Raw genomic sequence first — 15,378 nt, 5'->3', positions numbered from 1 at the left:
AGCCGGCACGAGTCAGGCGAGCGGATAAGTGGCCAGTTGGCGTATCGACGATATGCGTCGCAGCTGGATCGGAGTGCTCTGTTTCCTCGTCGCGGGACTCGCCCTCTCGGGCGCCACGGCGGCCGCCGCGCCGGCCGACGGAAGCGGCCTCGTCTCGACGAGCGGGTTCGGCGGGTCGATCGTGGTCGAGGAGGGAGAGACCGTCTCGAGCGTCGAGGGCGTCGCCGGCGGGATCGTCGTGGACGGGACCGTCGAGGGGGACGTCTCCGGACTGGCCGGTGACGTTCGAATTCGGGGGACCGTCGACGGCGACGTCTCGGTCGCCACCGGAAATCTGTACATCGACGGGACGGTGACGGGCGACGTCTCGGCGGGTGCGGGATCGATCCGCCTGGCCGAGGGTGGTGAAATACGGGGTTCGATCGACGCCGGGGCCGGCACCGTCCGAATCGACGGCACGATCGGCGGTGACGCGACGATCGGCGCGGAGACGATAACCCTCGGCGAATCCGCCTCGATCGACGGCGACCTGACCTACGACGGCACGCTCGCGGGGAACACGGACGCGGTCGAGGGGTCGATCACCCACGATTCGACACTCGGCATGGGGCTCGTCGGCGACGTCCAGCCGCTCGCCTCCTGGCTGTTCGCCATCTACGCGTTCGTCCTGAACCTGGTTCTCGGAGCGGTCCTGTTGGCCGTCGCGCCGCGGTTTACGGCCGGCGTCGCGGGTCGCGCCCGGCGACGCCCGCTCCGAACCGGCGCGGTCGGGTTCGGCGTCCTCATCGCCGTCCCGGTCGTCCTCGTCGCCGTCGCGCTCACCGTGGTGGGGATCCCGCTCTCGCTGATCGGCGCGCTGCTCTTCGCGCTCGTCGTCTGGATCGGACTCGTCCTCGGGCGGTTCGCCCTCGGCGTGTGGGTGCTGTCGCTGGTCGACGTCGAGCGACCCTGGCTCGCCCTGCTCCTCGGCCTCGCGATCGGCGCGTTCCTTTCCCTGGTGCCGTGGCTCGGCGGCGTGATCGACTTCGTGCTCCTGCTGCTCGGCCTCGGCGGCCTGGCCATCGGCCTCTATACGTCCCGACGTCGATCCGGGCCGCCCGCCGCGAGTCCGCGCGATTCGACCCCGGCGTCCTGACCGACCGTCGAGCGCGAACCTGCCAGCCCGCGGCGGTTAAGTGGGTCCATCGCCGTACGGTGAGGCATGGCGAGCGACCGAGCGCCGGCCGACGATCCGCGGGCCACCTACGACTACGCGAGCGACGCGGTCGAGCGGCCGGCGCTGGCGACGGACCTGTCGGCGCGCGTCGACGGCGAGGTGCGGATGGATCGATACACGCGCTCGCTCTACGCGACCGACGCGAGCGCCTACGAGGTGACGCCGGTCGGCGTCGTCTTCCCCCGGTCGACGGCCGACGTGGCCAGCGTCGTGGGTTACTGCGCCGAGCGGGAGATACCGGTGTTACCCCGCGGCGGCGGGACGAGCCTCGCCGGACAGACGGTCAATCGCGCGGTCGTCCTCGACTTCACGCGGTACATGGACGAGATCCGGACGATCGACCCCGACGACCGGACGGCGACCGTCCAGCCGGGAACGCTCCTCGGAACGCTCGACGAACGACTCGAGCCCCACGGGCTCACGTTCGCCCCGGATCCGGCCTGGGGCGAGAAGAGCGCGATCGGCGGTGCGATCGGGAACAACTCGACTGGCGCGCACTCGCTCCGGTACGGCAAGACCGACGCCTACATCGAATCGTGCGAGGTCGTCCTCGCGGACGGCACCGTCACGCGATTCGGCGAGGTCACGCTCGACGAACTGGCCGAACGCGCCGATCCGGACGGCGACCTCGAAGCGCGGATCTACGCGACGGTCGACCGCATCATCGCCGATGAGGGCGACGCGATCGAAGCGGCGTATCCCGATCTCAAGCGAAACGTCTCCGGATACAATCTCGATCGGCTGATCGCCGAGGCCCGCGGGGCGGACCTGCCTGGCGGAGAGTCGACCGGTCCCGCGGGGACGGTCAACCTCGCGCGGTTGCTGGCGGGGAGCGAGGGGACCCTGGCCATCGTGACCGAGGCGACGGTCTCCCTCGAGCCCGTCCCTGAGACCAAGGCCGTCGCGCTGCTCTGTTATCGCGACCTCCACGACGCGATGGCCGACGTGGCGCCGATCCTCGAGCACGACCCGGCCGCCGTCGAGGTGCTCGACGACGTCCTCATCGACCTCGCGCGCGGGACCACCGAGTTCGGGCCCGTGACGGAGATGCTTCCCGAGGGGACGAACGCGACGCTGCTGGTCGAGTTCTACGCCGACGGCGACGCGGATCGGCGCGACGCCGTCGAGCGGTTGCTCGTGGATCGAGTTCCGGGGACCGGCCGTGCCGCGAGCGGCGATGAGCCCCCAGACACGGCCACCGAATCCGCCGACGACTCCAGATCCGGGTCGGCGGGTGACGAGCCGCGCTCACACCGCGCGATCGAGGCGATCGAAGCCTACGAGCCGGCCGACCGCGCGACCCTGTGGAAGCTGCGCAAGTCCGGCCTCCCCATCTTGCTCTCGCGGACGACCGACGCGAAGCACATCTCGTTCATCGAGGACACCGCAGTTCCTCCGTCTCGCCTGCCCGAGTTCGTCGAGTCGTTCGAGGAGATCCTCGAAACCCACGGGACGTACGCGTCGTTCTACGCCCACGCGGGTCCGGGCGTCTTACACGTCAGACCGCTCGTCAACACGAAGACCGTCGAGGGGCTCGACCAGCTCCGCGGAATCGCCGACGACGTCACGGACCTCGTCGTGGAGCTCGGGGGCTCGGTCTCGGGCGAACACGGCGACGGCCGGGCGCGGACCCGGTGGAACCGCAAACTCTACGGCGAGCGCGTCTACGATCTCTTCCGCGAGTTGAAGGAGGCGTTCGACCCCGACTGGCTCCTGAATCCGGGACAGGTGGTCGGCTACCCGCCACGCGACGGCGCGGGTTCGGCGATCGACCGCGCCTCGGCGGCCGACACGCGTAGGTCGGAAATCGACGGCGCGTCGACGACCGACGGCCCCGATCCGTCGTCCGGCGCAGGCGAAACGGCCGGAGACGAAGTCGAAACGGCAGGCGAGGGTCCATCCGCGCCGCCCGAGCGCGCCGGAGAGGTTTCGCTCGACGAGCACCTCCGGTTCGATCCGTCGTACTCGTTCGATCCCGGGTTCGAACCGACGCTCGACTGGCCGAACGACAACGGCATGCAGGGGATGATCGAACTCTGTCACGGCTGTGGCGGCTGCCGCGGGGAGCAGTCGACGACCGGCGGCGTGATGTGTCCGACGTTCCGGGCGAGCGACGAGGAGATCACGAGCACGCGCGGGCGCGCGAACGCGCTCCGACGGGCGATGAACGGCGAGATGCCGGGGGACGTGCTCGAAGACGAATTCGTCGAAGAGGTCCTCGACCTCTGTATCGGCTGTAAGGGCTGTGCGGTCGACTGCCCGAGCGAGGTCGACATGGCGAAGCTCAAGGCTGAGGTGACCCACCAGTACAACCGGCGACACGGGGCCTCGATTCGCGACCGACTCTTCGCCGACGTCGAGCGCCTCGCCGCGTGGGGGAGCCGACTCGCGCCGCTCTCGAACCTCGCCCAGCGCGTCCCCGGGGGCCGCTGGCTCCTCGAACGCACGATCGGGATCGACGCCAGTCGGCCGTTACCGACGTTTCACCGCGAGACGTTCGTCGACTGGTTCGAGGCGCGCGCGGCCGAGCGACCCGACGGGCCGGAACCAACGGTCGACGACGGGATCGGTGCGGACGACCGGCCGACGCGAACGGCGCTCGTCCTCCCGGACACGTTCACCAATTATGCCAATCCGGAGGCGGGGAAAGCCGCCGTGGAGGTGCTCGAAGCCGCCGGGGTTCGCGTCGGCGTCCCGACCGAACTGGGAGACACCGGGCGACCTGCGTTCTCGAAGGGGCTGCTCGATCGGGCGCGCGAACGCGCACGGGAGACGGTCGAGACGCTCGAACCGTACGTCGCCGACGGCTGGGACGTCGTCGTCATCGAACCGTCCGACGCGGTCATGCTGCAGTCGGACTACCGGGACCTGCTCCCGGGGGCGGCGACCGACGCGGTCGCGAACGCGACCTACGGGATCTGCGAGTACGTCGACCGGTTCGACCTCGACGAATCGATCGCGTACGACGCAGGGGGCGAGCAGTCGCTGATCTATCACGGACACTGCCACCAGAAGGCGTCGAAGCGAGACCACCACGCGGTCGCGGTCCTGCGACGCGCCGGCTTCGCGGTGGATCCGCTGGATTCGGGCTGTTGCGGCATGGCCGGCAGTTTCGGCTACGAGGCCGAACACGCCTCGATGAGCGACGCAATCGCCGCGATCCTCTTCGAGCAGGTCGCGGAAAGCGGGGGTGATCGCGTCGTTGCGCCCGGGGCGTCGTGTCGGACGCAACTGGAGACGCGTCCGGGCGACACCGACGACCCGCCGACGCCGATCGAGGTGATCGCGGAGTCGATGGCAGACTCCGCGCGTCGAGCCGACGTCTCGCGCGGCGAACACGAAAGGTAAGGGACTTATTCGCGTCCGGTGAACCGCCACCCATGGAGGCCATCGTCCTGGCCGGCGGGTACGCGACGCGATTGTGGCCGATCACGCGACATCGACCGAAGATGTTCCTCCCGATCGGCGAGACCACCGTCATCGACCGGATCTTCGAGGAACTCGAGGCCGACGACCGGATCGAGACGGTCTACGTGAGTACGAACGAACGCTTCGCGGAGGAATTCGAAGCGCACCTCGTCGACTCCCCCTACGAGAAACCGCAACTGTCCGTCGAGGAGACGACGGCCGAGGACGAGAAGTTCGGCGTCGTCGGCGCGCTCGAGCAGTTGATCGACCGCGAGCGGATCGACGACGATCTGCTCGTCATCGCGGGCGACAACCTGATCAGCTTCGCCGTCTCGGACTTTCTCGATCGCTTCGAGGAGCGGGAGGCGCCGACGCTCGCGGCCTACGACGTCGGCTCGCGCGAACGTGCCAGCGAGTACGGACTGGTCGAACTCGAGGGCGACCGCGTCGTCGACTTCCAGGAGAAACCCGACGAGCCGAACAGCACGCTCGTCTCGATCGCCTGCTACGCGTTCCCGGCGGAGACCCTGCCGCTCTTCGAGACCTACCTCGACGACGGCAACAACCCCGACGAACCGGGTTGGTTCGTCCAGTGGCTCCGGTCGCGCCGGGCCACTTACGCCTACACGTTCGACGGCGCCTGGTTCGACATCGGGACGCCCGAGAGCTACCTCGAGGCCGTCTCGTGGTACCTCGACGGCGACTCGCTCGTCGCCGAGAGCGCCACCCTCGACGGCGCAACGATCGGCGAGAACGTCCACGTCATGGCCGACGCCGAACTCGAGAACGCGACGCTCGACCGGGCCGTCGTCTTTCCGAACGTCACCCTCCGGAACGCGGAGATCCGTCACTCGATCATCGACGAGGACACGCTCCTGGAGGACGTGAGCCTCGCCGAGGCGCTCATCGGCGCCCACACGCAGATCTCGACCGAGTGACCGTCGGTCGCGCTTCTCCGGACCGCGCGTGAAGAAAGCCGCCGAGCGGCGCACCTACGACTCCGGCGTCGCTTCGAGCGTCGCGTCCGTCACCGCGATCGAACCGCGCGTCCCCTCCCACTCGACCGTGTACTCGAGGGAAATCGCCCGGTCCATGTGCGGCCCGTCGACGACGAACGTCTCGAACTCGCCGCCCTCGCCGAGAATGTGGACGCCGTGGGAGTCCGACAGAGCTTCGAGGTCGGCGAGTGCCGCCCGGTCGAGTCGGCGACCGAGCCAGGAGCGATCGAGCCCGCCGGCGGCCACCTGGATGACCCGAATATCGAAGCCCGCGTCGAGCATCTCCTCGGCCAGCTCCCGGGGCGGCCGGTTCCACAGCGGGGCGAAACACTCCCACCCGTACCGATCACAGAGTGCCGAGATCCGGCGGTGCTGAAAGTCGCTCTCGACGGCACCGACGATCAGTCCCTCGATTCCGCCGTCCAAATCGTCGTCGAGTGCCGCGAGCGCCGATTCGAGCGGTTCGAGTTCGCGATCGCCCTGGGCCGACGCGTCGGACGCACGGTCGGCGTCCAGTTCGCCGGGGTGGACGGCGACCGCCTCGATGCCGATGCTCTCGGCGGCGAGTTCGGCGAGGTCGGTCGCGGGCACGTGATACATGTACGAATCGCCCTCGGGATGAACCGTGAGGAGGCGACCGACCGAACGTCCGCGTTCGAGCGCCCGATACAGGGCGTACGAGGAGTCCTTGCCACCGGAGAAGAGCGAGATCCAGGAACCCCGTGAACGAGTCATAGGGAAGACGAACGCCCGCGGTGATAAATGACTCACGTTCCGCACCGCGCCTCGATTCCGGCGCGGACCGTCAGTCGGAGTCGGCTCGCTCGGGGATGTCGGGATCGTCGATCGTCGGGGGCGTCAGGTACGAGGTCAGCTGGACCCCGACGATGCTCAGGACGAACGCGACGACGACGTAGGCCGCGAGGCGTTCGCCCGGCGACGGTGCGAAGTCCGATAGCTGGAGCACGCCGATCGAAAAGCCCGGCACCGTCAGCGGCTCGATGACGTCCTGCTGCTGGAGGAAGTACGCGGAGAACCCGCGGACGACGAGACCGACGCTGACCACCACGAACGGCAGGTTGAGAAACGAGCGCCTGAGCGGTTCGTCGCGGATCAGTTCGTCGAGGAGCCGACCGGCGCTGGCGACCAGCGCCGCCGTGGCGATCCAGGGGACGCCCTCGAAGGCGAACTGCATGGCCCGGACGAGCAGCCCGGACGGCTCGCCGAGACTCGACACGCCGAGCGCCCCGGCGAAGAGGCCCACCAGGGTCAGTCCGCCCGCGACGACGTACGTGACGACGGAGATCTGACCCGCGTAGAGGGACTCCCTGGCCTTGATCGTCAGCGCCGTGAGCAGATCGTCGACGTTGAAGCCCTTGTAGAGGAGGAAGAGTCCGATCACGGTCGTGATCGCCGCGGCGCCCTCGGCGACGCTCCAGATCGAGGAGAGGATCGGGAACACGAGCAGCGTCAGTCCCAGGGGGACGAGGATCGTCTGCCGGAGTTCCTCGTCGCCGAGGAACTGTTTCAGGAGGTAATACGTCGACTCGATGTCGCGGGCCTGTCTGACGACGACGCGATCCACGGAGTCGACGGGCAATCGACTCTCGACGATCGGGACGAGTTGCTCGTCGTCCGCGCCGTCGATGACGACGACGGCGGAGTCGACGCCGCGGCTCTCGACGAGTTCGTCGATCTGGGCCGCGACCGCGCGGTCAGCACTGACGATCGACTCGCGGTCGCCCGAGACGACCGCGACGACGACCTCCTCGTTCTCGTCGCGCAGCTGCTGGGCGACCCGGAGGGTCTCGAGGAGCGCGTTGACCCCCGAATCCTCGGGATCGGCGAGCCCGACGTCGGTCACCAGGGCGCGGACGGCCTCCCAGCCGACGATGGGCGTGGAGAGGCCGGTCTTGCGGCCGACGTCGTCGTTTCGATCCAGACAGACGACCAGCGTGGTCACTGTACGAACCATGCTCCCCCGCCGATAAAATCCTTTATCCCGACCGCCGTCGCGTCGAGCGACACCGATCGATGCCGCGTCCTCCCCGAGGCACCGGAGACAGTAACGCCGGCGGGCCGTAGGCCGGGTGGAACCCGTCTTCGGATCGCCACTCGTCGGCACCGCCGCTGGCCTACCGTCGCTATCGTTTCACGTTGGCGAACAGTTGACCGTCGGTCGGATTCGGTCACGCGAGCGGGCCCGGTGTGAACGTATCAGATACGAAGACACTGTCTGACGCCTGGCTGACCGTCAGCGTGACGAATCGGTTCGTCTGAGTGTAAACGATTCGTTACGGTCGGAGCCAACGGACGATTGAGACGACCTTCGCGGCCTCGTCAGGGCCAGTCGACCGCCCATTATTTTGTAGGACAATCTGCCGTAAATTGTCTGACAGGGTTTTATGGTCGCGTTCGGCATACCGAGCGTGTCCCCCGGAAATCCGGGAGAGGGAAACATAGCATGAACGCACTCGACCACGACGCACCGGCCAATCCGACCCCGCCGACGCAGACGACGACCGTCACCCACGACTGGGAGGGCGATTGTTCGCTGGCCGTGACCATCGTCACCGGCATCGCCAGACTTGCGGACGTCGACCCGGAAGACGTCCCGCAAATCTACGACCAGGTCGACCCCGACAGCCTCGACTCACTGTTCGAGCCGACCCGACGAACCGGCGACCGTTCGGACGGTCACCTCTGGATTCCGGTCGACGACTACGGCGTCACCGTCCACGGTGACGGGACCGTCGTCGTCCGATCGCTGAACCACACCTGATCGACGGATCCGACGCACGAGCGCCGTATCGACGACACAGCGGACGAGCGACGGATCCGACGATCCCGAACCGACGGCCCCCGCGACGGCACGCAACCTCGATCGACAGCGCGACGAGCAGCGACGTGACTGATCGCCCGATCGATACGGTGAAACAAGTGGCTATTCGCCTTACAGCAAGCCGGTCTTCTGGAGCTTCATCAGGTCCTCGGTGTCGAGGGTCTCGCCTTCCTTGAACTTCTGATAGATCTCCTCGGCTTCCTCTTTGGCCTCCTCCTTCTTCTTGTCGCGCGCCGACTTGCGCTGTTCTTCTTCCTGCTTGTCCATCTCGCGCAGTCGCTTCTGGACGCGCACGAAGTCCTCGTGGTGGCGGTCGGCGGCCTCCTGGGCCTCGACGAAGGACTCGTGCATCTCGTCGGCCTCGTCGCGGATATCGTCGGCCTCGCGGTAGGCCTCGATCATCTCGTTGTGGTGTTCCTGGGCCTTGTCGGCCAGCTCGGTCACCTTCTGGTGGTGCTTCGAGGCTTCGGCGCGAACCTCCTCCGCTTCCGCACGGAGGTCTTCGAGTTCGTCGCTGCCTTCGAGTTTCTCCTTGCGGTCGGCGTACTCCTCGCGCTTTTCCTCGATCTTCTCGATGAGTTCGCGCTCCTCGTCCGTCGAGAGAACCTCGGTCTGCTGTTTGAACTCGAGTTGCTCGATCTCCTCTTCGAGCGCTTCGAGGTCCTTGCCTTCGTCGAGTTCGAGGTCCGATTTGAGGCGGTCGACCTTGTCGAAGAGTTCGTTGGCCTCCGCGTTAAGCTCGTTTCGCTTCTCTTTGTGCTCCTGGACCTGCTCGTTGAGTTCGTCGCGTTTCTCGCGATGCTCCTGGGCCTCGTCGACCTTCTCGCGCGTCTTCGAGTTGAGTTCGTCGCGCTTGGACGCGCGTTCAGAAGCCATCTGGTTCAGCTCGTTTCGCCGATCCCGGAGTTGACCGGCCTTCTTGATGAGCTGTCCTTTCGATTTGTTTTCGAGGTCGTCCTCTGTCAGTTCGATGTTTTTCGATTCGTCTACCATGTGTTCAAACCTCTGTGCCATACCCGCACCGGCGACGGCGTACGCTCACCGTGGGCGAAATCCCGGATAACAAGATTCCCCGTCATTGGTCGTCGAGCGATACGCGCCAAACCGATGACGCTCTGGTACCGGTAGATACTGTCGGCCGATAGTTAAAGGTACCGGTCGATAGCGCTGTGAAAACCGTTAGCACACGCCTCGACGGGGGCTCGGAAGCCGACGCGGTGTCGCAGGGAGGTGTTTAAATGATCGCACAGGTGATCTGCGCCGTTCAGCTGGTCGTTCGCGGGAACCAACGCGTGTAGGAGGCGGTTCGATGACCGATCGAGACGAGACTGGGGCCGGTACGAACCGACGTGAGGACCATCAGAGGTCGTACCGATTGACGATCCGATCGTCCGTCTCGACGACGAGCTCGAGCGTCGAGGCGTCGGACGGAATCGAGATCGACTCGACGTCGGTCACCGCGTGCGGATCGACGCTCGCACCGGCTGATCCGGATCGATCCCCTGCGGTCCAGGACACCGTCGTCTCCACCGCGTCAGGGGTATCGTTACAGATCGCTAACTGAACCGAGCCACCGGCCGCCGGCGGGCCGACGGTGACGGCCTGAATCGGTTCGAACGAGGCGGCAAGGGCGTCGAACGCCGATTTTCGCGATCGATCCGCGCGACAGATTCCCGCGTCGCCGTTCCCGGCGTCGACGAGCGTGTCCGCGACGACGCCGCCGTAGCCACGATACCGGGCCGCCTCCGCGACCGTCTTCAGCACGTGGCGCTGATACCCGTCCGCGTCCTCATCCGGGAGATCGCGCGAGGTGCCGACCGCAGCCGCCCCGGGGAAGGTCGGGTCGTCCGACTCGACGTCCGTGGCCGCGCCGAACCCGGCGAGCACGCGCCCGCGCGGGCTGTACTTCGTGAGGAGCCACTCGGCCGCCGACGCGTCGAGGTAGGCCCAGCCTGGCCAGGCCGAGAGCGCATCCGCGTCGGCGCCCGGCGGGCCGATCGTCGGAACGGACGCGACGCCGTCCGGGATCTCGGCTGCGACGGCGTCCGCTCCACCGCGATCGGCGTCCCGTCGCCACGCCCGATATCGGAGGCGGAGTTTCGACAGGGTACCGGTTCCGAGCGGCGCGGTCAGATCCTCCATCCCGCGATCCGCGACCGTAAGCGCCGCCAGGCTCGGGTGGTGCCCGAATCGATCGACGACGGTTCGGACCGTCTCGGTCGCCCGGTCCGCGTCGATCGGCGTCGGTTCGGGCAGGCCCTGCCAGACGAGGACGCCCGACTCGTCGCAGGCCTCGTAGAAGGACGCGGGCGCGAGAAACGCCGGGAGCCGGAGGACGGTCGCGTTCGCGTCGACGGCCGCGGCGACGGCGTCGGCGTCCGCCGCGCCGGGTCGCACCGTCAGCCCGCGGGCGGCGACGCGACGGCCGTTGACCAGAAAGCCGTCGGCGTCGCGGTCGACGTCGCAGAGGCCGACCGTCCGCTCGAGGGACTGCTCGCCGAGTTTGACGCGGAGCGTGTACCGGTGTTGGGGGCCGAGTTCGCGCGGCCACCACAGCGACGGATCGCGAACCTCGATCGCCTTCCGGATCGACAGCCGGTCGCCCGCGTCGGCCTCGATTGGCGTTCGATCCATCGACCCGCCGCCGCGAAAGCCGTCCGGGCGCAGCGAGAAGTTGAGCACGTCGTCGACCGGTTCGGCCGCGTCGACGTCGACGGTCACGTCGAGCGTCGCGCCGTCGTCGGTCACGGTGGGCGTGACCGACAATCCGGTGAGCACCGTCGACGGGCGCCGACTAACCGTCACGGATCCCCTGATGCCGGGGACGAGGTCGGTCGCAGGGACGGTCCCCTGCTGGGCGAGGGCCTCGACGGTCGCGTTCGGCTCACAGACGATCCGGAGGAGGTTCTCCGGTTCGGGGTCGAACGGAACGGAAACGGGCCCGACGGGTCGATCGACCGCCGCGAGCTGCGTGCCGTTGAGCCAGACGCGAACGCGGCCCAGCACGTCCAGGAGCGTCAAGAGCGCGCGATCGCCGTCTTCACGTCGGGGGTCCGGAAACCGGCGCTCGTAGACGATCGGCGCCGACTCCCCGGCGAACCGTTCGGCCCGACCGGGAACCGACACCTCGTACCACTCCGTAGCCGCGGGCGGCTCACCTGCCGCCGACGACTCGACGATTCCGCCGCGCCACGTACCGGTCATTATCCCTGCAAGTGCGCGCCGACCTCAAAGCCCTTGCGACGGATTCGAGCGCACAAATGCCGGCGGTCGAGTGGACACGGCAATCGACCGGCGAAACGGACCGGCGGCGAACCGATGGTCGGTCTGATCCGACCGGCGGCGGGCGATAGTAGCTCGAATCTGGGCACCAGCGGGCGAAGGAACGTCGGAGCGGGTGGGCAGCGACTCGATGGCCAGCCCCAGTTGCGTGCGGATAACAACGGTTTTCAGCCCCAATCGCCTTCGCGTCGGTATGTTCTCCGATCAACGGCTGTCGGTGCCCGATCGGCCCGAGGCGCTTCGCGAGGAATATCTTCGAACGTTCGGCTCGATCGTCGACTCGGTGGGCGTCGATCGCGCCGCGGCGGAGACGCCACTCGATCGAGCGACCCTCGAGGCGCTTGTCGACGGCGAGTCGCCGTCGCTCTCGCTCGAAGCGGCGAGCGAACTCCAGGCGCTGGAAGCGAACGCGCCGGATCCGGAGACGATCCGCATCGAAGCCTGCGAGCACCTCTTGCTCGGAATGTCGACGGCGGTACTCGACGTCGAAACGCTCGCGGCCGCTGTCGAACTCGACCTCGATCCGAAGGAGATCCAGCAGAAACTCGAACGACGGGCGGCCATGTCGTTCGACGAGTTCGTCCACCTCCAGCACGCGATCGGTGATCGGGCGCCCTGACGACGGCCGATCGAGACACCGGGTGACCGGCGATACAGACACTACGTGACCGGCCGATCGATCGCGCTGACGACGCGCGACGGGCCGTCTCGTCGCCGGCCGATCGGCCGCCCGCGACGGGCAGCACGACCCGAGAGCGATCCCGTCATATACGGGGCGCTACGACGGGTCTTTCGGCGAGTTTCGCGGGAAGAGAGGCGGAAACTCGCCAGATTGAAATGTACAGGCCGGCTAGTTCGACCAATGTCTCTCAACGACGTATCAGACGCCATCCGTCCGTTCGAACACGACGGAACGACCTACCAGATGGCAGATCTCACCGCGCTCGAGGACGCGGGCCTCTGCGAGCTCGACTCGCTGCCTGTGAGCATCCGGATCATGCTCGAATCGGTGCTCCGAAACGCGGACGGCGACGGAATCGATCTGCGGGACGTCGAGAACGCCGCCAGTTGGCGACCCGACGTCCCGAACGTCGAAGTGCCGTTCACCGTCTCGCGGGTCGTCCTGCAGGACCTGACGGGCGTGCCGGCCGTCGTGGACCTCGCGGCCCTCCGGTCGGCCGCCGATCGCAAGGGCGTCGACCCGGCGGTCGTCGAACCCGAAGTGCCGTGCGACCTCGTCATCGACCACAGCGTCCAGGTCGACCACTTCGGCTCCGAGGACGCCTACGAGAAGAACGTCGACCTCGAGTACGAGCGCAACGAGGAGCGATACCGCGCGATCAAGTGGGCCGAACAGGCCTTCGACGACTTCAACGTGGTCCCGCCGGGCACCGGCATCGTCCACCAGGTCAACTTGGAGCACCTGGGACGGGTCGTCCACGAGCGCGAGGAAGACGGCGAGCAGTGGCTCTACCCCGACACGCTCGTCGGGACCGACAGCCACACGCCGATGATCGGCGGCATCGGCGTCGTCGGCTGGGGCGTCGGCGGCATCGAGGCCGAGGCCGCGCTGCTCGGCCAGCCGATCACCATGCAACTGCCCGAGGTCGTCGGCGTCCGCCTCTCCGGCGAACTGCCCGAGGGGGCGACCGCGACCGACCTCGTCCTCCACCTCACCGAGACGCTCCGCCAGGTCGGCGTCGTCGACCGCTTCGTCGAGTTCTTCGGGCCCGGCGTCTCCCAGCTGTCGGTCGCCGACCGCGCGACGATCTCGAACATGGCGCCCGAACAGGGCTCGACGATCAGCATGTTCCCCGTCGACGAGAAGACCCTCGAGTACCTCGAGCTCACCGGGCGCGACGAGGACCACATCGACCTCGTCCGTTCCTACCTCGAGGCCCAGGGCCTCTTCGGCGAGCAAAACCCCGAGTACACCGAGACCGTCGAGTTCGACCTCGGCGACGTCGAACCGAGCCTCGCCGGGCACAAGAAACCCCACGCTCGCATCCCGATGGGCGACCTCGACGAGCACTTCCCGACGTTGCTCGCCGAGGAGGGTGTCATCGATTCGGGTGCCGCCACGAGCGACGGCGGCCTGGTCTCGAAAGACCAGCCCGGCCTCGACGAGAAGATCCCGGTCACGCTCGAGGACGGCACCGAGGTCGAGATCGGCCACGGGAGCGTCCTCGTCAGCGCGATCACGAGCTGTACGAACACGTCGAACCCGTCGGTGATGGTCGCCGCGGGGCTGCTCGCGCGCAACGCCGCCGAGAGAGGCCTCGACGTACCAGACTACGTCAAGACGAGCCTCGCGCCCGGCAGCCAGGTCGTCACGGAGTACCTGAAACGGGCCGACCTGCTCGACGATCTCGAAGCACTGGGCTACCACGTCGTCGGCTACGGCTGTACGACCTGCATCGGCAACGCGGGGCCGCTCGCCGAGCCGATCGAGGCCGCCATCGACGAGCACGACCTCTGGACGACGAGCGTCCTCTCCGGGAATCGCAACTTCGAGGCGCGCATCCACCCGAAGATTCGCGCGAACTACCTCGCCAGCCCGCCGCTGGTCGTCGCCTACGGCCTCGCCGGCCGGATGGACGTCGACCTCGAGACCGACCCGATCGGCACCGGCGACGACGGCGAGCCGGTCTACCTCGAAGACGTCTGGCCGGACCCCGAAGAGGTTCGCCGGACGATCCACGACAGCGTCTCGCCCGAGCTGTTCGAGTCGAAGTACGCCTCGGTCTTCGAGGGCGACGAGCGCTGGGAGGCGCTCGACGCGCCGACGGGCGAGGTCTACGACTGGGACGACGAGTCGACGTACATCCGCGAACCGCCGTTCTTCCAGGAGTTCCCGCTGGAGAAACCCGGCGTCTCGAACGTCGAGGACGCCCGGACCCTGCTCGCGCTCGGCGATACGGTCACGACCGACCACATCAGCCCCGCCGGACCCTTCGGCGAGGACCTGCCCGCGGGCCAGTGGCTGAAAGAGCGCGGCGTCGCGCCCCACGAGTTCAACACCTACGGCTCCCGCCGCGGGAACCACGAGGTCATGATGCGGGGCACGTTCGCGAACGTCCGCATCGAGAACGAGCTGCTCGACGGGAGAGAAGGCGGCTACACCGTCCACCACCCGACGGGCGAGGAGACGACGGTGTTCGAAGCGAGCGAGCGCTATCGCGAGGACGGAACGCCGCTGGTCGTGATGGCCGGCATCGAGTTCGGGACCGGTTCGAGCCGCGACTGGGCGGCGAAGGGGACCGACCTCCTCGGAATCCGCGCCACCATCGCGAAGAGCTACGAGCGCATCTACCGCGACAACCTCATCGGCATGGGCGTCCTGCCCCTGCAGTTCGACGACGGCGAGGGCTGGGCGGAACTCGGCCTCGACGGCACCGAATACTACACGATCGAGGGGCTCGAGGACGGACTCGAACCCGACCAGCGCCTCACCGTCACGGCCGAACCCGAGGCGGGCGAGACGACCACGTTCGAGGTCACCGCGCAGGTCGCGACGCCGTCGGCAGTGGAGTACGTCGAACACGGCGGCGTCCTCCACATGGTCCTGCGCGATCTGCTGACCGACGAACTCGCCTGAGAACGCGATCGTTCCCGGACGGCCGGACCGTGAC

General features: G+C 67.8%; 10 protein-coding genes. 6 read left to right on the top strand and 4 right to left on the bottom strand.

The features are described 5' to 3' along the window. Positions 1 to 52 precede the first annotated feature (52 nt). The 3 genes from MXA07_RS09700 (at position 53) to MXA07_RS09690 (ending at position 5,562) form a co-directional block, all read left to right on the top strand. Positions 53 to 1,135 (top strand): bactofilin family protein, encoded by a 1,083-nt coding sequence (locus tag MXA07_RS09700; RefSeq protein ID WP_247728406.1) that lies wholly within the window; start codon positions 53 to 55, stop codon positions 1,133 to 1,135. Positions 1,136 to 1,201: 66 nt separating this feature from the next. Beyond that, positions 1,202 to 4,564: an FAD-binding and (Fe-S)-binding domain-containing protein gene (locus tag MXA07_RS09695; RefSeq protein ID WP_247728405.1), complete on the top strand. Its 3,363-nt coding sequence runs from the start codon at positions 1,202 to 1,204 to the stop codon at positions 4,562 to 4,564. Positions 4,565 to 4,596: 32 nt separating this feature from the next. Beyond that, positions 4,597 to 5,562 (top strand): nucleotidyltransferase family protein, encoded by a 966-nt coding sequence (locus tag MXA07_RS09690; RefSeq protein WP_247728404.1) that lies wholly within the window; start codon positions 4,597 to 4,599, stop codon positions 5,560 to 5,562. A gap of 54 nt (positions 5,563 to 5,616) precedes the next feature. On the opposite strand, the gene MXA07_RS09685 is transcribed toward MXA07_RS09690, so the two are convergent. Both MXA07_RS09685 and MXA07_RS09680 read right to left on the bottom strand, forming a co-directional pair. Next, positions 5,617 to 6,357: a diphthine--ammonia ligase gene (locus MXA07_RS09685; protein ID WP_247728403.1), complete on the bottom strand. Its 741-nt coding sequence runs from the start codon at positions 6,355 to 6,357 to the stop codon at positions 5,617 to 5,619. A gap of 70 nt (positions 6,358 to 6,427) precedes the next feature. Further along, positions 6,428 to 7,585, bottom strand: coding sequence for a DUF373 family protein (locus MXA07_RS09680; protein ID WP_247728402.1), 1,158 nt, complete (start codon positions 7,583 to 7,585; stop codon positions 6,428 to 6,430). Between the two features lie 501 nt (positions 7,586 to 8,086). Between MXA07_RS09680 and MXA07_RS09675 the strand changes: the two genes are divergently transcribed. Further along, positions 8,087 to 8,404 (top strand): HalOD1 output domain-containing protein, encoded by a 318-nt coding sequence (locus tag MXA07_RS09675; protein ID WP_247728401.1) that lies wholly within the window; start codon positions 8,087 to 8,089, stop codon positions 8,402 to 8,404. A gap of 171 nt (positions 8,405 to 8,575) precedes the next feature. On the opposite strand, the gene MXA07_RS09670 is transcribed toward MXA07_RS09675, so the two are convergent. Together MXA07_RS09670 and MXA07_RS09665 are read right to left on the bottom strand one after the other, a co-directional pair. Then, positions 8,576 to 9,457, bottom strand: a complete 882-nt coding sequence (locus MXA07_RS09670; RefSeq protein WP_247728400.1) for a coiled-coil protein — start codon at positions 9,455 to 9,457, stop codon at positions 8,576 to 8,578. Between the two features lie 366 nt (positions 9,458 to 9,823). Next, entirely contained in the window at positions 9,824 to 11,668 is a 1,845-nt protein-coding gene (locus MXA07_RS09665) for a glycoside hydrolase family 2 protein (RefSeq protein WP_247728399.1), read from the bottom strand. A gap of 271 nt (positions 11,669 to 11,939) precedes the next feature. Here MXA07_RS09665 and MXA07_RS09660 point away from each other — a divergent pair, with 271 nt between their 5' ends. Further along, the gene (locus MXA07_RS09660) at positions 11,940 to 12,365 is read left to right on the top strand and encodes a DUF5791 family protein (protein ID WP_247728398.1); all 426 of its coding nucleotides are present in this window, start codon (positions 11,940 to 11,942) and stop codon (positions 12,363 to 12,365) included. Between the two features lie 243 nt (positions 12,366 to 12,608). Next, a complete protein-coding gene (acnA, locus tag MXA07_RS09655) occupies positions 12,609 to 15,344 on the top strand; it encodes an aconitate hydratase AcnA (protein WP_247728397.1) in 2,736 nt (911 codons plus the stop codon). Positions 15,345 to 15,378: the final 34 nt, after the last annotated feature.

This window comes from Halovivax limisalsi, from assembly GCF_023093535.1.
In the GTDB taxonomy this organism is placed as follows: Archaea; Halobacteriota; Halobacteria; order Halobacteriales; family Natrialbaceae; genus Halovivax; species Halovivax limisalsi.
Note: the sequence above shows the minus strand (reverse complement) of the source record. Positions and strands in the feature narration are given on the sequence as shown.

Bases quoted from the DNA above. Each gene is read 5' to 3' on its own strand.
- MXA07_RS09670 (WP_247728400.1), bottom strand. From the start codon at position 9,457: ATGGTAGACGAATCGAAAAACATCGAACTGACAGAGGACGACCTCGAA.
- MXA07_RS09700 (WP_247728406.1), top strand. From the start codon at position 53: ATGCGTCGCAGCTGGATCGGAGTGCTCTGTTTCCTCGTCGCGGGACTC.
- MXA07_RS09695 (WP_247728405.1), top strand. From the start codon at position 1,202: ATGGCGAGCGACCGAGCGCCGGCCGACGATCCGCGGGCCACCTACGAC.
- MXA07_RS09675 (WP_247728401.1), top strand. From the start codon at position 8,087: ATGAACGCACTCGACCACGACGCACCGGCCAATCCGACCCCGCCGACG.
- MXA07_RS09660 (WP_247728398.1), top strand. From the start codon at position 11,940: ATGTTCTCCGATCAACGGCTGTCGGTGCCCGATCGGCCCGAGGCGCTT.
- MXA07_RS09690 (WP_247728404.1), top strand. From the start codon at position 4,597: ATGGAGGCCATCGTCCTGGCCGGCGGGTACGCGACGCGATTGTGGCCG.
- acnA (WP_247728397.1), top strand. From the start codon at position 12,609: ATGTCTCTCAACGACGTATCAGACGCCATCCGTCCGTTCGAACACGAC.
- MXA07_RS09665 (WP_247728399.1), bottom strand. From the start codon at position 11,668: ATGACCGGTACGTGGCGCGGCGGAATCGTCGAGTCGTCGGCGGCAGGT.
- MXA07_RS09685 (WP_247728403.1), bottom strand. From the start codon at position 6,357: ATGACTCGTTCACGGGGTTCCTGGATCTCGCTCTTCTCCGGTGGCAAG.